This is a genomic window from Frankia sp. Cppng1_Ct_nod, assembly GCF_920656135.1.
GTDB classification, from domain to species: domain Bacteria; phylum Actinomycetota; class Actinomycetes; order Frankiales; family Frankiaceae; genus Protofrankia; species Protofrankia meridionalis.
Window position 1 is genome coordinate 1 of sequence record NZ_CAKKTK010000030.1, and the last position, 18,241, is coordinate 18,241.

Sequence of the window (18,241 nt, forward strand, 5' to 3'; positions counted from 1 at the left end):
TACGTTCACATGTCCAGTCGCTTCGAAGCCCGGGGTGGTTGCCGCCTTCGGAACATTTCTTCGGACTGCGTGCCGATCAGAAGCCATCGGACAGGACGGCCGCGGCGAGCGAGAGCTGCCCCGATGACCCGGCGCCGCCCTGCTGGCCGTTGGAGCCGGGCTGTCCGGCTCCGTCCGAGGTCGACATGCGGATCGTCAGGCTGCCCTGGTTGAGGGTTCCCTGGAAGCTGATCCGTACGACTGCGTCCACCCAGCGGCCTGGTTGGGGCGGCTGGAGTGTCATGGCCGCGGCGGTCTTCCCACCGACGTCCACGCGGACCTGGCCACGAACGCCGAGAGTACCGAGATACAGGTCCAGATGGCCGGAGATCCCGGTTGGCGGGATGGTCAGCCGTAGCTCGCCGGGGGTCTGCACCGCGATCCGCTCGATGTAGTCCTTCCCGGTCGCCTGCGGCCTGCCTCCGTTCCAGTCGAAACGGCCGTTCATCCCGGTCACGACGGTCGGGTTGCCCCCCGTCACGTCAAGCTGACCGATGTACGTGCTTCGCGTGTTCGCTCGCGCCTGCTCGGGCAGGGTTCCGTCCGTGCCACGACCGTAGAGCACCCAGTCCCTGGTCGCCTGCTGTGGAAGTACGACCCGGCCGGCGGGAATGGCGCTCATGCTCAGCCGAAGCTGCCACTGACCGGTGGTCGGCGTCTGGGTGCGGGTCCCGGGCGTTGCGGTGGTCGCCGGGCCGGATGCGGCCGAAGCCGGGTCGGTCGGTCCCGACCAGCCTGTGGGCGAGGGTGATGTCGACGGTGTTGGCATGGACGTCGGGGTCGGGGAGCTGCTCAAGGTGCTCGTTGACGGCAGCGGAGCTGCCGCGACCGTGATGGGTCGGTTGTCGGCGTCCGGCGATACCATCCAAAAGCCGACAACCGTGACGGCCGCGACGCAGACCGCCCCGGTGGCGGCACCGAAAGCGAGCACGGTGGGTCGGTGGCGGAGCCGGGACGAACGTTCCTGTGACGGCCTGGACCGTCCGGTGCTGACCAGCGGGTTCGGGTTGCGTGGTCGGCCGTGGGCGCCTGGGCGCCGGGAGTCCGACATCCGGGCGGGGGTGGTCGGCCCATCGATACGTTCACGGATCCGGGCGGTGTCCGGTTCGTGGGTGGACGACGCGTTCGTGAGCGCAGAGGGTAGCCATGACTCGGGCTCCCTGCGGGGACGCTCCGCAGGGCGACGGCGACGGCTGTGGCCGCGATTACGACAAGGTCCGGTCATGTTGCCTCGCCGCCCCGCAGTCGCGCCCGCGGATCAACCTCCCGTCTTGGGCGCGCAACACTCTTTCGTCTGGTCTCCCCGGAATTCGTCCTCGATCTAGCTGGTGTAGCCGGTGCGGGCGGCGTCACCGCGGGCGCCGTATGGTCGATGTCGGCCGTGCCCGCGAGGAGCAGGCGCTCGAGCGCCCCGGCCCCCTTCGAGGTCTGGCTCTTGACCGTACCGACCGAAATCCCCAGAGTGCGAGCGGTCTCGTCCTCCGAGAGGTCGAACGCGTAACGCAGCACCACGCATTCGCGCTTGCGTGCCGGAAGCGCCATCAGTGCCGCACGGACATCCACTACCGCCGGCACATCCGTGTCGATACTGCAGGTTTCGGCCATGTTGCCGAGCACGCCGAGGCCACGCCGTTCGCGCATGATCCTTCGGATGCGGCTGGTCGCCATGTTCGCGACGGTACGTCGCAGGTACGCGAGCGGGTTGTCGGCCTGGCGGACCCTGTCCCAGTGCCGCCAGGCGGCGGTGAACGCGTCGGCTGTGACGTCGTCCGCCGCATCACGGTCATTGGTCAGCAGGTAGGCGAGCCGTGCGAGCTGGCGGTGGTGTTGTTCGAAGAACGCGTTGAATTCGGCGGCCGGACCCTGACCGTGAAGGAAGGGGCCATCGGCTTCGACCTTGCGCGCAGATTCGACCTTGCGCGCAGAGTCGACCTTGCGCGCAGAGTCGACCTTGCGCGCAGAGTCGCGATCCGTGATGGAATCATCACGATCAGCGTACCCGTCCCGTTCCAACCGGCGTGCTCCCCGCGGCTCGTCAGATGGCCGATACGCCACCCGGTGGGTCTCGCCCGATGGCACTGTTGGCGCTGCACTCGAAGTATGTCCGAGCGGGAGGGCGCGGTCTCCGCCGGGTCGACACAATTCGGTCATCCCATCACGGGACGGGAAAAACAGGACGGCGGGAGGCCTGTCGGCGTCCTCCCGCCGAGCTTCGACGGTGATGTTTCCGGAGGGGGCCCGTCAGGGTACGCCCGCGCCTATGCCCGCGCCGCAAGAAGCTGTTCGTTCCCACCAGCCCGGTCCGTCCCCGCTCGATCCGGAGATCCCGATCCCGGACGACCCGGGCCCGCTGCTCCCCGGCACCCCGGATCTTCCGCCGGCTCCGCACGAGCCGTCCCCGTACACCGAACCCGATCCGGCCGGGCCCGGGGAGCCGCAGCCCGAACCTGAACCGGCGTAGCGCGCCCGATCTGACAGATCGTCGCTACGTCTGATCGTCGGTCTGGGAGAGATGGATACCGGCCCTGGTGGGATGTACTTCCGGATGACTGAGGCAGGACATCTGCTCAGGTGGGAGGACACGGTCAGCGAGAGAGCGTCCCTGGACGACGAGCGGGCGCGCCTCGGTCTAGTTCCCGATCAGCACGTGCTCCTCGTCTGGCGGCGGTGCTACAACCAGGCGGCGGTGCTACAACCAGGAGGATAGGATTTTGGAGGTTACGCGCCGGACGATTCGCTCCGATCGGAGCCCGGTGGTCTACCGGTATGGGTGAGTCGGGTATGGGTGAGTTGCCGCCTCCGATAGCCACGCCCCGCGTCGCCGCAGGTGTCCTCTTCTTCGACGACAGGGGTCCTGTCCCCGGTCTGGACAGCGCGAATCTCCGTGCAGGCCGAGGAGCTGACCGGTTGGGAGTTCGTGGCCGCCGAGGATTTCCCGTCGCACCTCCCACCTCGTCTCAGTCGCCGGATCATGGCGGCGCTGGCCGCCCGCGCCCGAGGCAGGCAGGCGTACCTCGAGCACGGAAATCCCCCGCCGTCAGAGGAGCTGCTGCCGACGCACCTGTGACGCGTCTCCTCCTGGAGGACGCCCCTCGACGGCTGGTCGGGCCAGCTTCAGGGATATGCCGGGCCTGACATTTCTTCCCCGTAGGGCTTAACACGCCCGATGCGTCCGCGGCTATCCGTTCGTCGCGGCGATGATCTGCTCGGCGACCTGACGGGCCTGGTTGCTGGGGATCGCGAAGCCGACGCCGATGCTGCCGGATGTGGTCTGCTGCCGGCCGGGGAAGGCGCTCGTGGAACCGTCCGTCGTCGCGATGGACGAGGTGATGCCGATCAGCTCCCCGGCCGAGTTGACCAGGGCGCCTCCGGAGTTCCCCGGGTTGAGCGCGGCGTCGGTCTGGATTGCCCGGTAGCTGACAGAACCGGTCGTCCCGGCCTCGCGGGCGCTGATGTCGATCTGCCGGTCCACGGCGGAGACCACGCCGGACGTGACGGTCTCGGACAACCCGAGCGGGCTGCCCACCGCAACGACCTGATCGCCTACGCCGACGCCGGCGGAGTCCGCGAACGTCGCGGGGATGAGCCCCGTCGCGGCGATTCTGACGATCGCGAGGTCGGCGGTGGCGTTCTGTCCGATGACCGTCCCGACGTAGCGGGTACCGTCCTGCATCCTGACGGTGACCGTGCCACCGCTTGCGATGACATGATTGTTCGTCAGGATGTAACCATCGCCGCGGATCACAACCCCCGATCCGACCGCCGACCCGCCCGACCCGACAACCTCCAGAGTCACCACACTGGGCTCGATCCTCGCTGCCGCCGCTGCGACCGTGTTCGGCACGGTGTTCGTGGCGGACGACCCCGACCCGGCGGACGTTGCCGTCGCGGTGCTCGCGGCCGTGGACCGGTGGGAAGCGGTCGTCACGGCGGCGCCGACCGCGGCGCCGACCGCGGACGCGGCCAGGCTGAGCGCTGCCAGAGCGAGTGCCAGGCGCCGGCGTCTCGGCAGTGGGACGGCGGGCCCGACCGCCGTGTGCGCAGGCGGGAAGTCCGCCGGCGGGGACATGAAGGGCGATGCCGCACCCGAGGGGGAGCGGGAATCTGTGGACGGGTCGGGCCACCGCTCCCAGGAGGGGGCTCGGTCGCAGGCCTCGGCCGGTCGCGCCGGTGCCTCGGGAACGGCGGCGCTCAACTGCCAGCCGGCCGCCCACCACGGGTCGGCGGCGGGCGTTCGCGTGACCTGCGCGTTCGCGGTGGGCGTGCGAGCCGCGGTCACCGGTTGGCCGGGACCGGCCTGCTGGTTCGGCCTTGCGATGCGGGTGAACGGCGGTGGGAGCGTGGCGACCGACCTGTCCTGGGGTTGTGTGTCGTCCATGTGGTCACTGTGTCCCGGTGACCTGAGCCATTCGTGAAACTGAACCGATGACTGCGTGAGAACGCCGGCTCCGTGGACCGCGTGTCGCGGTTCGCGCACCGCTACTTCCGGTATCTCCTTTCCGTATAACGTGACCGCGTGCGCGCTGTGACAGTGACGTCGTCCGGTGGTCCCGAGGTCATGTCGTGGGCCGAGGTGGACGACCTTGCCTCCCCCGGCCCGGATGAGGTCGCCATCGACGTGGTCGCCTCCGCGGTGAACCGTGCCGATCTACTGCAACGCCAGGGCTTCTACCCACCCCCGCCGGGGGCTTCGGATGTGCTCGGGCTGGAGTGTTCCGGCAGGATCGCCGAGGTCGGAGACGCCGTCACCGCCTGGCGGCCCGGGGACGAGGTCTGCGCGCTGCTGTCCGGCGGCGGCTACGCGGCCAGGGTCAACGTGCCCGCGTCCCACGTACTGCCGGTGCCGGCCGGCGTCTCACTGGTCGACGCGGCCGGTCTGCCGGAGGTGGCGGCCACCGTTTACTCGACGGTGTTCGGGCTGGCCGGCCTGGGCGACGGCGAGGTGTTCCTCGTGCATGGCGGGGCGTCCGGGATCGGAACGTTCGCGATCCAGGCGGTGCGGGCGCTGCGGGGGTCGGTGATGATCGTGACCACCGCGGGCAGCCCCGCGAAGCTGGCGCGGGTCCGCGAGCTCGGTGCCGATCTTGCCATCTCCTACCGGGAGGAGGATTTCGTTGCCCGGGTGCGGGAGGCCACCGACGGCCGTGGGGCGGACGTGATCCTCGACAACATGGGCGGGTCCTACCTGGCTCGTAACGTCGACGCGCTGGCCGTCGAGGGCCGGATCGTCGTCATCGGGCTTCAGAGCGGACGCAAGGGCGAGCTGAACCTCGGAGCACTGCTCACAAAGCGTGGTGTCGTCCATGCGGCGTCGTTGCGGGCCCGGCCGGACGCGCAGAAGACCGCGATCGTCGCGGGCGTCCGCGAGCAGCTGTGGCCGGCGGTCGAGGCCGGGGCGATCCGGCCGGTCATCGACCGGGTGGTGCCGATCGAGAAGGTCGCCGAGGCGCACCGCCACATCGAGGATCTTGGACATGTGGGCAAGGTCGTGCTTGCGGTGAACGCCTGACCGTCCGGACTGTTCGTCGCCGACAGTAACCGGGTCGAATGATATTCCCATCCCGTCTGAGCACCCGTCCGGTCGACCGGGCAGGATGGGCACATGGCAGATCAAGCGGACCCGCGGGTCGTGATCGTTGGACCGGATGGTGCTGTGGACGCCGATCCGTCGAGTACTCGCCCGCGGGTCGTGCATGGTGAGGTCGGTGACGGCTCGGACGCGTCTCTCACCGGGGACGACGAGGGCGACCAGCTGAACACGCTCTCGGGGATGGTCTCCCAGCCGGACAAGGTGATGCGGATCGGCACCATGATCAAACAGCTCCTTGAGGAGGTGCGGGCGGCTCCCCTGGACGACGCGAGCAGAGTCCGCCTCCGCGAGATCCACCGCAACTCGATCAGGGAGCTCTCTGACGGGCTCGCCCCGGAGCTGTCCGACGAACTGGGCCGGCTCACCCTCCCGTTCGACGAGACGCAGACCCCGAGCGACGCCGAGCTGCGGATCGCCCAGGCCCAGCTCGTCGGCTGGCTGGAAGGACTCTTCCACGGCATCCAGACGGCGCTGTTCGCCCAGCAGATGGCTGCGCGTGCGCAGCTGGAGGAGATGCGCCGACGTGCCCTGCCGAGCGGTTCCCAGACGGGGGAGCAGTTCGGTCGCGGCGCCTATCTGTAATCGCGGGCCTGCCGCGGTCAGCTGGCGGGGCTCACCGAGCTCATGTTGAAGTCGGGGACGCGAACGGCCGGCATCCGCGCGAGGGTGAACCAGTCCGCCCACTCGCGCGGCAGCGTCCGGGCCGTGGCCCCGACCTCGGTGAGCCGGCCCAGCAGGTCCACCGGACTCTCGTTGAAGCGGAAGTTGTTGACCGCACCCACGACCTCGCCGTTCTCGACCAGGTAGACGCCGTCGCGGGTGAGCCCGGTCAGCAGGAGGATCTGCGGGTCGACCTCGCGGATGTACCACAGGCAGGTCAGCAACAGCCCGCGTGACGTCTGGGCGATCATCTCGTCGAGGGATGCGGTGCCGCCGCCGTCGAGGGTCAGGTTGTCGATGATGGGCGTCACGGCCGAGCCGGTGTTACGTGCCGAGGTGCGGGTCTGGACGAGCGCGGCCAGCTTGCCATCCCTGATCCAGTCGGTGCGTCGCAGTGGCAGCCCGTTGTCGAACACACTGGACGCCGCCGAGGACGAACCCGCGATCACGAACGGGGTCGCCGGAAGCTCCGGGTCGAGCGGGTCGCTGTACAGGTGCAGCCCGGCCGGGCCGAGCGCATCCCCGACCCTGGTCCCGCCGCCGGCCCTGCTGAAAACGGTGCGTCCCTCGGCGGCGTCGCGGCCGGCGGCCGACCAGTAGGCGTAGGTCAGCAGGTCGGCCACGGCGGACGGTGGCAACAGCGTCTCGTAGCGGCCGGCGGGCAACTCCACCGACCGCCCGCTCCAGGCGAGGCGCCGGCGCAGCAGCGCGTCCGTGTCGGGGACGGACACGTCGGTGAAGTCGTGGGTGGACTGGCCGTGCCATACCGAGGCTGCCGGCGTGGCGGTCTTGGCGTTCCACTCCACCGTGCCGGTCGGCTGGCTGTGCCGCAGCCGAAGCCCCGCGGACGTGCCGAGCCAGGTCGTGGTCAGTTCGTGATGGGCGAAACCGAACAGGCGGCGTCCGTCCGCGCGCGCCGCGCCGAACGCGTCGCCGAGATCGCGGGCGAAGTCGGCGAAGACGCCGGTGCCGGTGCGTTGCGCGGGGTCTGTGAAGGTCGCCTCCGCCACGGCTTCGGCGGCGGCAACCGCGGTCTCGCCGTACGAGTGCGATTCGCCGATGTCGGCACCGGGGCCGAGCAGTTCGGCGTAGTCCTCGGCGTCCTCGGCCTCGCGGGCATCGGCCTCGGACAGTCGCAGCAGTTTCTCCAGGTCGTCGCCGTCCGTGACGCTACTGGCCGAGCGCACCCCGAAGGCCTTTCCCACCACGCTGATCACGGTGACGGACCGGTCGCGGGTCGCGCCGTTGGTGGTGAGGGTGTTGTTGGCCCAGCGCAGGTTCACCGCGCTCGACTCACCGGCGATCACCACACATCCGTCGGCCTCCGACGCTGCCAGCGCCCGTTCGACGATTTCGTGGGACTGCACGCTCACCGGCCTGCCTCTCGCTGGGTGTTGAGAATGTTGATGTCCCGGAACAGTGCGGACGGGCAGCCGTGGCTGACCGCGGCGACCTGGCCCGGCTGGCCCTTGCCACAGTTGAAGGCCCCGCCGAGGACGTAGGTCGACTCACCGCCGACGGCGTCCAACAACCCCCAGAAGTCGGTGGTGGTCGCCTGGTAGGCGACGTCACGCAACTGCCCGACGATCCGGCCGCCCCGGATCTCGTAGAACCGCTGGCCGGTGAACTGGAAGTTGTACCGCTGCATGTCGATCGACCAGCTCTTGTCACCGACCACGTAGATCCCACGCTCCACCCGGGAGATCAGCTCCTCGGTGGTCGGCCCACCCGGCGCCGGCTGCAAGGACACGTTAGCCATCCGTTGGATCGGGACATGGCCGGGGGAGTCCGCGAACGCGCAGCCGTTGGAACGGGCCACTCCCAGCGCGGCCGCGTTCTGCGCGGCCATCCGGCGGTCGAGCTGGTAGCCGACCAGGGTGCCGCCGCGGACGATGTCCCACCGTCCGGCCTGCACACCCTCGTCGTCGTAACCGATCGTCGCGAGACCGTGCGGGGCGGTGCGGTCTCCGGTGACGTGCATGGCCGCGGAGCCGTAGCGCAGCGTACCGATCCTGTCGAGGGTCGCGAACGACGTCCCGGCGTAGGCGGCTTCATAACCCAGCGCCCGGTCGAGTTCGGTGGCGTGCCCGACCGACTCGTGGATGGTCAGCCACAGGTTCGACGGGTCGATCACCAGGTCGTAGCGGCCCGGTTCCACCGAGGATGCCTTGGCCTTCTCCGCCAGCAGGGATGGGATCAGCTCGATCTCGGCGTCCCAGTCCCAGCAGCCCGCGGCCGGACCCGAGACCAGCCACTCCCAGCCACGGCCGACCGGGGGCGAGATCGTGCGCATGGTCTCGAACCCGCCGACGGCACGCTCCACGCGGGTCGCCTCGATCTGACAGATCACCCGGACCCGCTGCTGGGTGGTGGTCGTCCCGGCGAGGTCCGCGTAGAACTTGTTCTCCATCACCTGGCCGAGCCTGCCGTCGACGTGGTCGACGTCCGAGGCGGCCAGCAGGGCGCGGCACAACCCACCGACGCGCTCGATCTTCTCGCTCGCCTCGACGGTGAATGGGTCGACCGCATAGGCCGACACCCACACCGCGTCCGTGTGCACCGGCTCGCCGGCCAGCTCCACCGGTTCGCTGTTCAGCGGACGGGCCACCCGCGCGATCTCGATCGCCTCGCGGGTCACCCGCACGGCCTCGTCGACCGTGAGGTCCACGCCAGCGGCAAACCCCCACGTCCCGTCGTGGACGACCCGCACGGCGAAGCCGACCGACTCGTCGTCGCCGCGGCTTTCCAGACCGCCGTCCCGGAAGGACAGGGACGCGTCGCGGGTCCGCTCGATGCGGATGTCGGCATGGGTGGCGCCGAGGTCGCGGGCGGTCTGCAGCACGGCGTCCGCGAGCGCGGCGCGGGGCAGCGCCAGGAACTCGGCGTCCACATCGTGGTGTGGCGGGCCGGACGTGCCCGAGCCCGGGTGCCCTGGGTCGCCGTGGGTGCCGCCGACACGGGCGCCTCCCGCGGAGCTGGTCGTGGCAGATGTGGCCATAGCCCCATCCTGGCCTTCGCGGAAATGATCTGCCTTTCGGAGCGTCCGGTCAGGGGAAGGGGAAGAGGCGTTCGAGGACGTGGGCCACTCCGTCGGCATCGTTCGAGGCGGTGATCTCGTCGGCGGCGGCCAGCACGTCCGGGTGGGCGTTGGCGACCGCGACGGCATGCCCGGCCCAGGCGAACATCGGCAGGTCGTTCGGCATGTCGCCGAAGGCGATCGCGTTCTGCGCGGCCAGGCCGTAGTAGGCCGCGATCTCCGCCAGCGCGACGCCCTTGGAGACACCCGCCCTGGCGATCTCCACAAGATCATAACTTGATGTGGTGACCATGGCGGCCGACCCGGCGATCCGCATGATCGTGGCATGGGCGTCGGCAAGGTCGCTGCCGTGTGGTTCCCGCCGGACCAGCAGCTTTGTCGCCGGCATTGCCACGAGCAGTTCGGCCATGTGACCGATGACTTCGTGGGGATCAGGCCACATCGTGGTGAAGGCCGGCTCCCGTCCGAACCGCACACCGCTCTCCACCGCGAAGCAGACGTCCGGCACCGCCGCCCGGATCTCGACGATCAGGCGCAGCGCGGTCGCCGTGTCCAGGGTGTGATGTCTGACGGTGGTATGGCTGTCCAGGTCGTAGACGAGTGCACCGTTCGCGCAGATCGCGAGGCCCGAAGCGCCGGTCTGGGTCACGACGTCCGCCATCACCCGGGTCGGGCGGCCGGTGACGAACACCACGAGGGATCCGGCACCCTCGGCCCGCCGCAGCGCGGCCCGGGTGCGGTCCGAGACCGTGCCGTCCGTCCGGATCAGCGTCCCGTCAAGGTCGGTGGCGACAAGCGCGGGACGGAACACAGCAGTTCAGTAAACCAGCGGGGATGGCCGTGCGGTCGATGATCGGAAAGGTTGGTCCTGTCGGGTTCGGGGAGCAGCGGACGCGCGGCCGTTCTGCTGATCTCCTGGCGTTGCCGGCGGCACGACGACCGGTAGCATGCGCGTGACCGGGCGGCGTCCTGGGCGGGGAAAGGCGGTCTTCCGGCGTCCGGTGCGTCGAGCGGTCGAACGTCGAGCGGTCGAACGTCGAGCGGTCGAACGCGGCGCAAGCATTGTTCTTCACGCGTCGCTGGCGGCCCGCAGGAAACCTGGTTGGTACTGGTGAGGATGCAGGGAGGACGCGGGGCGAACGATGATGAAGACGTTTGATGAACTTTTCGTGGAACTGAGTACGAAATGGCGTGAGCGGACCCCGGGATCGGGTACTGTAACCGCTCTTGACCAGGGTATCCACCATGTCGGGAAGAAACTGGTCGAGGAAGCGGCGGAAACCTGGATGGCGGCCGAGCACGAAGGCCGGGAACGCGTCGCCGAGGAGCTGTCGCAACTGTTGTACTGGAGTCAGCTGGTCATGATTTCGACGGGTCTCACCCCCGAGGACGTATACTCGAAGTTGTGATGACAGCTATTCTGTGTGCATTCGGTGTCAAGCTGTGACACGGGGGCGATGATGCTTCGACTTGCGGTGCCCAACAAGGGGGCGCTTGCCACGGCATCCGGTCAGTTGCTCGTCGACGCCGGTTACCAGGCGCATCGGGAATCGGCGGAGCTCGTCATCACCGATACCGAGAACGACATCGAGTTCTTCTTCCTCCGGCCCCGTGACATCGCCGTCTACGTCGGGGCGGGTCGTCTCGACATCGGTATCACCGGCCGTGATCTGCTGATCGACAGCGGTGTCGCCGCCGACGAGTTGCTACCGCTCGGGTTCGGATTCTCGACCTTTCGTTATGCCGTGCCCGAAGGCACTCTGAATGACACCGGTGGCCTGGCGGGGATGCGGATCGCCACCTCGTTCCCCGGCCTGGTCGCCGCCGACCTTGCTGCGCGCGGGATCGACGCGCACATAGTCAAGCTGGACGGCGCGGTGGAGACGGCCGTCCGGCTCGGGGTGGCGGACGCGGTGGCGGACGTGGTGGAGACCGGACGTACTCTGCGCGCCCATGGGCTGGTGCTGCTGGGCGATCCGGTGTTGCGCTCCGAAGCGGTTGTCATCGCGAAGAAGGGGCTGGATCCCGCGCCGGCCCATGAGCGGCTTCTGCGCCGGATTCAGGGCGTTCTGGTCGCCAGGCGTTATGTCATGATGGACTATGACGTTCCGAACACGGTGCTTCAGAAGGCGTGCGAGATAACCCCCGGCTATGAATCGCCGACCATATCGCCGCTGCAACGTGAGGACTGGGTGGCGGTGCGTACCATGGTGCTGCACACCGAGTTGAACCGGGTGATGGATGACCTGTGGGAGATCGGCGCCCGGGGCATCATCGTCTCGTCGATCCAGGCCTGCCGCCTTTAGATCATTTCTGGGTTCGCGTGCGCCCCTGACGTTATCCGCGGAACGTCAACGGTGCATGATCTAGATGGCATGATGGGCTCGCTCTCGGCCGCATCCGGAGGACGTCGGGAGTGTTTTCCGGCAGGCCGGCCCGAAGGGAGAGCCAGACGCGCGTCGAGTATCCGGTCGCCGGGATCGTCGTCCATGCCGCATAGCCGGTCATGACCAGCTCCTCGACTCCGTCAGACCACGGCCCCGCTCACTCCGGTGACGGGACACCACGGGGTGGTCCGATCGAACGGTTGCTCGGCGAGATCCACGGTCGGTTCCGCCATAGCCGCGATGGGACCGTTGCCAGTTACATCCCGGAGCTGGCCCACGCCGATCCGGACGCCTTCGGTATCGCCATGACAACCATGGACGGTCACAGCTACACCGTGGGTGACAGTCGGGTGCCGTTCACGATTCAGTCGGTCTCCAAGCCGTTCGTCTATGCTCTCGCCCTGCGTGACCGCGGGTTGGACGACGTCATCGGCCGCGTCGGCGTCGAACCCACCGGGGACGCCTTCAACGCCATCACGCTCGAGCCTGGCACCGGCCGTCATGGCGGCGACACTGGCGCTTGGCGGGGTCAACCCACTGACCCGGACAGCGGGTCCTGTCCGAGGCCCAGGTAGGGACCGTTCTTGCGGTGATGGGAACCTGCGGCATGTACGACCATGCCGGCAAGTGGATGTTACAGGTCGGTCTGCCGGCCAAAAGTGGGGTGGCCGGTGGTGTCTGCGCGGTGCTTCCGGGTCATCTGGGTATCGGTCTGTACAGCCCGCCGCTCGACGACAAGGGCAACAGCGTCCGCAGTGTCCTCGCCTGCCGGGAGATGTCCGACCGGTTCGCGTTGCATCTGCTGCGATCGGGCGGTCAGGCCGCGCATCCGGTACGTAACACCTACCGCGGTGACACCGTCAGCTCCAAACGCATCCGACCGAAACGTGACCGTGTGGTGCTGGACCAGTCGGGTGCGACGATCGTCGTTCACGAGCTGCAGGGCGATCTCGATTTCTCGAGCACGGAGAGGGTCGTGCGTACGGTATGCAACCAGCTTGAGGGTGTTTCCTGGATCGTGTTCGACCTGCGCCGGATCGGTGTGATCGACGAGGCGGCGATCAGTCTGCTCGCGGTGCTGTTGGCGGAGCTTGCGGAGCGCGGGATCACGACCCTGTTCGCCGACCCGCGCCAGCTGCCGGCGGTGGCCGGGCTGATGCGGGCGGACCTCACCACCTTGCCGCCCACCGTCCGGGTCCCGTTCGGAGCGCAGGAACTGCTCGCCGGACTGAGCCGTGACGAGGTCACGGTCGTCAGAACGCTCACTGAGAGCCGGACCTACCCGCGCGGATTTGTGATCTTCGATGAGGGTGACCCGGCGGACTCCATCTATTTCGTGACCCGCGGTCTGGTCAACGTCGAGGCACGGGCAGGGAAGGCCCCACGATGGTTCCGACTCAACACCGTGCCGGCCGGAACCGCCTTTGGCGAGCTTGCCCTTGTTGACGGTGGGTTACGTTCCAGCCGGATCGTCGTCGCCGAGGATGCCGAGTGCGATGTGCTGTCGGTCGGCGCGTTCGAGAATCTGCGCCGCGAAAACCCACGTGTCGATGCAGGACTGACGGGACTGAGAACGACCGCAGGTCATCCCCAGCGGTTGCTGAGGATCAGCGACATGCCCTCATTACGGGTCGCGGTACTGAGGAACTGCCCGCGCACCGCCGAGGTGACCGTGCGCGCACCTGGTTTGCGCACACCCCGCATGGACATGCACAGATGCTCGGCCTCGAGTACCACCATGACCCCTCTGGGCGACAGCGCCTGTTCCAGGGCGTCGGCGATCTGCGTGGTCAGCCGTTCCTGCACCTGAGGCCGTCGCGAGTACAGGTCGACCAGCCGTGCGAGCTTCGACAACCCGGTGATCTGGCCATTTTCGTTGGGGATGTAGGCGACATGGGCCTTCCCTGCGAACACGACCAGGTGGTGTTCGCACAGCGACGTGAAGTCGATGTCGCGAACCAGCACCATCTCCTCGTGGCCCTCGTCGAAGACGGTGGTCAGCACCTCGGACGGATCCCGCCCGAGGCCCTCCACCGCCTCCTGGTAGGCGCGCGCAACCCGCTCGGGGGTCTTGCGCAGGCCTTCCCGGTCGGGGTCCTCACCGATACCGATCAGCAGCTCGCGGATGGCACGAGCGACCCGCTCATGGTCGAACGGACGGACCGCCCGTGGCCCGAGGTCCGGCCCACGCCGTTCGGCGCCGGCGACGCCGTCATCGCCGACGCCGTCATCGCCGACGCCGTCATCGCCGACGCCGACGCCGACGCCGCCATCGGCATCCGCAGGAGCCGACGGCGTGTACCCGGTGGCTGCGAGACCGTAGTCGGTCGTCAACGGCGTCCCCTGTCGTCGTCGTTCGGCAACGTCGGTGGCGCCCACGGATTGGAGATCCGCGGTGCGGGTGACGTCGGGTCTGTCGGTGTCGGGCCGGTACCTGCGTCCTCCTGCGGCGTCCTGGAGGAGTCGTCGGATGAAACCTGACCGGACCCAACGCCATTCCCGGTTGCCGCCGGGGAGCCGTTCCCGTTGCCGTTCTCCCGGACAGCCTGACCCGCGGTGGTGCCACCGACCAGGTCGGTAACGTCGCCGGGCTTACGTAGGCCCAGTTCGGCCGGGGTCATCACCGGCGGCCGGTCGGACGGGAGGCGCTTGCCGACACCCGTGTACGAGCCGCGGCTGGGCCGTTTCTGCACGGTCGCGAAGATTTCCAGGACCTCGTCCTTGCCGAGGGTCTCGACGTCCATGAGGCGTAGGACGAGATTGTCGAGAACATCCCGGTACTGGACGAGGATCTCCCACGCCTCGTCGTGCGCCGACTCGATCAGTTGGCGGACCTCCGCGTCGATCTCCGCGGCGACCACCTCGGAGTAGTCACGCTGGTGTCCCATGTCACGCCCGAGGAACACCTCGCTGCTCTCGCCGCCGAACTTCAGCGCCCCGAGCCTGTCGCTCATCCCGAACTGGGTGACCATTGCCCGTGAGATCTTCGTGGCCTTGTCGATGTCGTCGCTGGCGCCCGTGGTCGGCTCGTGGAACACGAGCTCCTCGGCGGTCCGCCCGCCCAGGCACACCGCTAGCTGGTCCAGCATCTCCGACCGGGTCTGCAGGTAACGGTCCTCGAGGGGTAGTTGCATGGTGTAACCGAGCGCTCGCCCACGCGGCAAAATCGTGATCTTGTGGACGGGATCGCTGTTCGGCAGCGCATGCCCGACCAGCGCGTGTCCGCCCTCGTGATAGGCGATCCGCTTTTTCTCCTTGTCGCTCATCACGCGGTTCTTGCGCTCCGGACCGGCCATCACCCGGTCGATCGACTCCTCCAGCAGGGCCGAGGAGATGAACTTCAGGTCCGACCGGGCGGTGAGCAGTGCGGCCTCGTTGAGGACGTTCGCGAGGTCCGCGCCGGTGAACCCGGGGGTCCGGCGCGCGATGACCAGCATGTCGACGTCCGCCTCGATCGGCTTGCCCTTGGCATGGACCTTCAGGATCGCCTCGCGGCCGAGCAGGTCGGGCCGGTCGACGACGATCTGTCGGTCGAACCGCCCCGGGCGCAGCAACGCCGGGTCCAGGATGTCGGGCCGGTTCGTGGCGGCGATGAGAATCACGCCGCCCTTGACGTCGAACCCGTCCATCTCGACCAGGAGCTGGTTGAGGGTCTGCTCGCGTTCGTCGTGGCCACCGCCGAGACCGGCTCCGCGGTGGCGACCCACCGCGTCGATCTCGTCCACGAAGATGATCGCGGGTGCGTTGGCCTTGGCCTGCTCGAACAGGTCCCGGACGCGGCTTGCGCCGACACCGACGAACATCTCGACGAAGTCCGAACCGGAGATCGAGTAGAACGGCACACCGGCCTCGCCGGCGACCGCGCGGGCGAGCAGGGTCTTGCCGGTGCCCGGTGGTCCGTACAGCAGTACACCTTTGGGGATCTTTGCCCCCATCGCCTGGAACTTACCGGGGTTCTCCAGGAACTCCTTGATCTCCTGAAGCTCCTCGATGGCCTCGTCGGCCCCGGCGACGTCGGTGAACGTGGTCTTCGGCGTGTCCTTGTTGACGAGCTTGGCCTTGGACTTGCCGAAGTTCATCACCCGGTTGCCGCCGCCCTGCATCTGGTTCATGAAGAAGAACAGCAGGAGTACGACGAGCAGCACCGGGAGCAGGTTGAGCAGCAGCGACAGGAAGAGGTTGCCCTGATCGACCTTGACGTCATAGGCAACGTTCTTCGTGTGGAGCTGGTTGGCGAGCGTCGTCGCCTGGTCGGTGACATAGGACGACTCGTACTTCGAGCCGTCCTTCATCTTGAGTTCGATGCGTTGCTTCGAGTCCTGGATGGTGGCGGAGGCGACCTGTCCGGAGTCGATCTGTTGCTGGACGAAGTTCAGGTCACGCTTGGAGTACTCGCTTGAACCCGACAACACCCCCGTCGTGAGAATGATCACGAACAGGGCCAGGAGCAGCAGAGGCACCCAGCCACGGAAGATTCTTCTTGGAGTCATCTGCCTGGAGCGCTGGACACGCGCGCTCCACCCTCCTGACGTGTGTGCTGCCCTCGATCGGGATTCCCTTGTGCCGAGGGTACCGCCGGTGCGCGCGCTATACCGCGCTCACATCCGAGCAACGGGCGACTGAAGCGTCCTGTTCCACCTCAGTGCCCCGAATGGGCGAAAGATCGAGTGATCCGCAACCGGCGATCCCCGTGCCGCTACCGGGCCCCGCGCTCGATCGCGTCCTCGGTCAGCGTCCCGACGAAGGGCAGGGTGCGGTAACGCTCGGCGTAGTCGAGGCCGTACCCGACGACGAAGGCGCTCGGGATGTCGAAACCGAGATAGCGGACGTCGATGTCGACGGCCAGCGCCTCCGGCTTGCGTAGCAGCGCGAGCACCTCCAGGGACGCGGGTCCACGTGACCGCAGGTACCGCAGCAGCCAGGACAGCGTCAGGCCGGAGTCGATGATGTCCTCGACCACGAGGACGTCCCGGCCCTCGATGGAGCGGTCCAGATCCTTCAGGATGCGCACCACACCCGAGGAGGACGTTGACGAGCCGTACGACGACACCGCCATGAACTCCATGGTCACCGGCACTGTCAGTGCTCGGGACAGGTCGGCCATCACCATCACCGCACCCTTGAGCACACCGAGGAGCAGCACCTCGCGCCCGGCGTAGTCGGCATCCACCCGGGCCGCGAGCTCGCCGATCTTCGTGGCGATGTCGTTGGTGCTGACGAGGACCTCGTCGATGTCGGGATGCGCGTCGGGCCGCTCGGGGATCTCGGACCCGGACGTCCTCTCGTCCGACACCGTGTCGCTGGACACCCTCTCATTGGACACCGTTCGCACAACGGACACCTGAGCCTCCCTGGAGTGTCCACGCGGTCCGCCACCGGCGGCGGCGCGCGTGGGGGTGCTTGACGGGATCCCCGGCCCGGGTCTGCCCGACCGCGGTCGACGGGACGCATCCCCCCGGCCCGCGGCCTGCGACCCGGCGGCCTGGAACACCGAGATCCTGCCATCCGCACGCACCGCCATGACGCCCGACGGCAGCGGGACCGGTTTCTGCCCGCGCCACCTGGTCACCAGTTCGTCCATGGCCTGGACATGATCGGCCCGCAGGCCGGTCGGCGCACTACCGGCCGCCAGCGCCGCCCGCCGCAGCACCCGCCCGCGAAGCGCCCTACTGAGACCGGCGAGACCATCGAGGTCCAGATCGATCCGGACGGGTGGCTCGGGGGAGTGGTCCACACCGCTCTGCGGCACGGTTTCCGGCCCGCCCTGCGGTCCGCCAGGTGGCTTCGTGAGCCGGTCGTAGGCCAACCGGTCGTAGGCAGCGGTCGCGTCCATGTCGAGCGCGTCGGTGTCCGCTCGAAGGAGGTCCGCGGTGCGGGCAAGGGCCTCGGCGATGCCCGGCCCGAGAGCATCCTCAAGGATGGGCAGGGCACGGTGGCGGACTCGGGCCCGGGCGAACGCCTCGTCGGCGTTCGTGGGGTCGTCCCACGCGGTCAGCCCCTCGGCGAGGCAGGCACGGTGCGTCACCGACCTGCGGATGTCCAGCAGCGGGCGCCGGATCACCCCGTCGGAACGCGGCATGCCCGCGAGCGAGCGCGCCCCGGAACCGCGGGCGAGCCGCAGCAGCACCGTCTCCGCCTGGTCGTCGAGGGTGTGTCCGAGCAGCACCGCGCTCGCACGCAGGCGCCGTGCCGCGGCAAGCAGGGCGGCCCGGCGGGCGTCGCGGGCGGCACCCTCCGAACGTGGGGAATGGGCGGGCAGCACATCAACGGGGTCGAGGCCCAGTTCCCGCCCCTGCGCGGCAACCGCGGCCGCGTGCGCGGTGGAGCCCTCATACCAACCGTGATCGACAGTGACCAGTCCGGCGCGTAGTGCCCGGCGGGGCGCTATGAACGCGAGCGCGGCCGCAAGCGCCAGCGAGTCCGGCCCGCCGGAGCAGGCCACAAGCACAAGGCTACCCGGCGCAAGATCGACAATCGACCTGCGGACGGCGACTCGGACCTCGACCGCGGCCCTGCGCTCATCCATGC

The 18,241-nt window shown here is 68.6% G+C and carries 17 protein-coding genes and 1 pseudogene; 9 read left to right on the forward strand and 9 right to left on the reverse strand.

The features are described 5' to 3' along the window. Positions 1 to 76: 76 nt before the first annotated feature. The gene (locus tag NBW77_RS10985; protein WP_207386800.1) at positions 77 to 661 is read right to left on the reverse strand and encodes a hypothetical protein; all 585 of its coding nucleotides are present in this window, start codon (positions 659 to 661) and stop codon (positions 77 to 79) included. 599 nt (positions 662 to 1,260) lie between these two features. Continuing rightward, on the reverse strand, positions 1,261 to 2,052 hold the full coding sequence (locus NBW77_RS10990; protein ID WP_250279651.1) for a SigE family RNA polymerase sigma factor: 792 nt from the start codon (positions 2,050 to 2,052) through the stop codon (positions 1,261 to 1,263). 532 nt (positions 2,053 to 2,584) lie between these two features. Here NBW77_RS10990 and NBW77_RS10995 point away from each other — a divergent pair. After that, positions 2,585 to 2,746, forward strand: a complete 162-nt coding sequence (locus NBW77_RS10995; RefSeq protein ID WP_242605539.1) for a hypothetical protein — start codon at positions 2,585 to 2,587, stop codon at positions 2,744 to 2,746. Between the two features lie 120 nt (positions 2,747 to 2,866). Continuing rightward, entirely contained in the window at positions 2,867 to 3,106 is a 240-nt protein-coding gene (locus tag NBW77_RS11000) for an NUDIX hydrolase (protein ID WP_131745113.1), read from the forward strand. 111 nt (positions 3,107 to 3,217) lie between these two features. On the opposite strand, the gene NBW77_RS11005 is transcribed toward NBW77_RS11000, so the two are convergent. Continuing rightward, a complete protein-coding gene (locus NBW77_RS11005; protein ID WP_207386802.1) occupies positions 3,218 to 3,838 on the reverse strand; it encodes a S1C family serine protease in 621 nt (206 codons plus the stop codon). 34 nt (positions 3,839 to 3,872) lie between these two features. Between NBW77_RS11005 and NBW77_RS11010 the strand changes: the two genes are divergently transcribed. The 3 genes from NBW77_RS11010 to NBW77_RS11020 all read left to right on the forward strand — a co-directional run bounded on the left by NBW77_RS11010 (position 3,873) and on the right by NBW77_RS11020 (position 6,211). After that, a complete protein-coding gene (locus tag NBW77_RS11010; RefSeq protein ID WP_207386803.1) occupies positions 3,873 to 4,454 on the forward strand; it encodes a hypothetical protein in 582 nt (193 codons plus the stop codon). Between the two features lie 101 nt (positions 4,455 to 4,555). Then, the gene (locus NBW77_RS11015) at positions 4,556 to 5,548 is read left to right on the forward strand and encodes an NAD(P)H-quinone oxidoreductase (RefSeq protein ID WP_131745117.1); all 993 of its coding nucleotides are present in this window, start codon (positions 4,556 to 4,558) and stop codon (positions 5,546 to 5,548) included. 93 nt (positions 5,549 to 5,641) lie between these two features. Further along, positions 5,642 to 6,211: a bacterial proteasome activator family protein gene (locus NBW77_RS11020; protein WP_131745119.1), complete on the forward strand. Its 570-nt coding sequence runs from the start codon at positions 5,642 to 5,644 to the stop codon at positions 6,209 to 6,211. Positions 6,212 to 6,228: 17 nt separating this feature from the next. On the opposite strand, the gene NBW77_RS11025 is transcribed toward NBW77_RS11020, so the two are convergent. The 3 genes from NBW77_RS11025 to NBW77_RS11035 are packed head-to-tail and all read right to left on the reverse strand — an operon-like array spanning position 6,229 to position 10,137. Beyond that, positions 6,229 to 7,662: a TldD/PmbA family protein gene (locus tag NBW77_RS11025; RefSeq protein ID WP_250279652.1), complete on the reverse strand. Its 1,434-nt coding sequence runs from the start codon at positions 7,660 to 7,662 to the stop codon at positions 6,229 to 6,231. Continuing rightward, entirely contained in the window at positions 7,659 to 9,287 is a 1,629-nt protein-coding gene (locus NBW77_RS11030) for a TldD/PmbA family protein (protein WP_242605541.1), read from the reverse strand. Before NBW77_RS11030 ends, NBW77_RS11025 begins: the two co-directional genes overlap by 4 nt. Positions 9,288 to 9,336: 49 nt before the next feature. Beyond that, the gene (locus NBW77_RS11035) at positions 9,337 to 10,137 is read right to left on the reverse strand and encodes a Cof-type HAD-IIB family hydrolase (protein WP_131745121.1); all 801 of its coding nucleotides are present in this window, start codon (positions 10,135 to 10,137) and stop codon (positions 9,337 to 9,339) included. Between the two features lie 331 nt (positions 10,138 to 10,468). Here NBW77_RS11035 and NBW77_RS11040 point away from each other — a divergent pair, with 331 nt between their 5' ends. The 4 genes and pseudogenes from NBW77_RS11040 to NBW77_RS11055 all read left to right on the forward strand — a co-directional run. After that, positions 10,469 to 10,735 (forward strand): phosphoribosyl-ATP diphosphatase, encoded by a 267-nt coding sequence (locus NBW77_RS11040; RefSeq protein ID WP_250279653.1) that lies wholly within the window; start codon positions 10,469 to 10,471, stop codon positions 10,733 to 10,735. A gap of 51 nt (positions 10,736 to 10,786) precedes the next feature. Further along, entirely contained in the window at positions 10,787 to 11,632 is an 846-nt protein-coding gene (hisG, locus tag NBW77_RS11045; RefSeq protein ID WP_165485805.1) for an ATP phosphoribosyltransferase, read from the forward strand. Between the two features lie 200 nt (positions 11,633 to 11,832). Next, the gene (locus tag NBW77_RS11050) at positions 11,833 to 12,288 is read left to right on the forward strand and encodes a glutaminase (RefSeq protein WP_242605543.1); all 456 of its coding nucleotides are present in this window, start codon (positions 11,833 to 11,835) and stop codon (positions 12,286 to 12,288) included. Between the two features lie 17 nt (positions 12,289 to 12,305). Beyond that, positions 12,306 to 13,190, forward strand: a pseudogene (locus tag NBW77_RS11055) (Crp/Fnr family transcriptional regulator); the annotation flags it as partial. Positions 13,191 to 13,297: 107 nt separating this feature from the next. Here NBW77_RS11055 and folE read toward each other — a convergent pair. The 3 genes from folE to hpt form a co-directional block, all read right to left on the reverse strand. Next, positions 13,298 to 14,092, reverse strand: a complete 795-nt coding sequence (gene folE / locus NBW77_RS11060; RefSeq protein ID WP_242605544.1) for a GTP cyclohydrolase I FolE — start codon at positions 14,090 to 14,092, stop codon at positions 13,298 to 13,300. Then, positions 14,044 to 16,203: an ATP-dependent zinc metalloprotease FtsH gene (gene ftsH, locus NBW77_RS11065; RefSeq protein WP_131745124.1), complete on the reverse strand. Its 2,160-nt coding sequence runs from the start codon at positions 16,201 to 16,203 to the stop codon at positions 14,044 to 14,046. The genes folE and ftsH overlap by 49 nt, the downstream gene beginning before the upstream one ends. Before the next feature lie 206 nt (positions 16,204 to 16,409). Next, a complete protein-coding gene (gene hpt / locus NBW77_RS11070) occupies positions 16,410 to 18,239 on the reverse strand; it encodes a hypoxanthine phosphoribosyltransferase (protein ID WP_250279654.1) in 1,830 nt (609 codons plus the stop codon). Positions 18,240 to 18,241 lie beyond the last annotated feature (2 nt).

Excerpts from the sequence above, each read along its gene's own strand:
- NBW77_RS10985 (WP_207386800.1), bottom strand. The coding sequence starts at position 661 with ATGAGCGCCATTCCCGCCGGCCGGGTCGTACTTCCACAGCAGGCGACC.
- NBW77_RS10995 (WP_242605539.1), top strand. The coding sequence starts at position 2,585 with ATGACTGAGGCAGGACATCTGCTCAGGTGGGAGGACACGGTCAGCGAG.
- NBW77_RS11020 (WP_131745119.1), top strand. The coding sequence starts at position 5,642 with ATGGCAGATCAAGCGGACCCGCGGGTCGTGATCGTTGGACCGGATGGT.
- NBW77_RS11030 (WP_242605541.1), bottom strand. The coding sequence starts at position 9,287 with ATGGCCACATCTGCCACGACCAGCTCCGCGGGAGGCGCCCGTGTCGGC.
- NBW77_RS11040 (WP_250279653.1), top strand. The coding sequence starts at position 10,469 with ATGATGAAGACGTTTGATGAACTTTTCGTGGAACTGAGTACGAAATGG.
- hisG (WP_165485805.1), top strand. The coding sequence starts at position 10,787 with ATGCTTCGACTTGCGGTGCCCAACAAGGGGGCGCTTGCCACGGCATCC.
- NBW77_RS11050 (WP_242605543.1), top strand. The coding sequence starts at position 11,833 with ATGACCAGCTCCTCGACTCCGTCAGACCACGGCCCCGCTCACTCCGGT.
- ftsH (WP_131745124.1), bottom strand. The coding sequence starts at position 16,203 with ATGACTCCAAGAAGAATCTTCCGTGGCTGGGTGCCTCTGCTGCTCCTG.
- hpt (WP_250279654.1), bottom strand. The coding sequence starts at position 18,239 with ATGGATGAGCGCAGGGCCGCGGTCGAGGTCCGAGTCGCCGTCCGCAGG.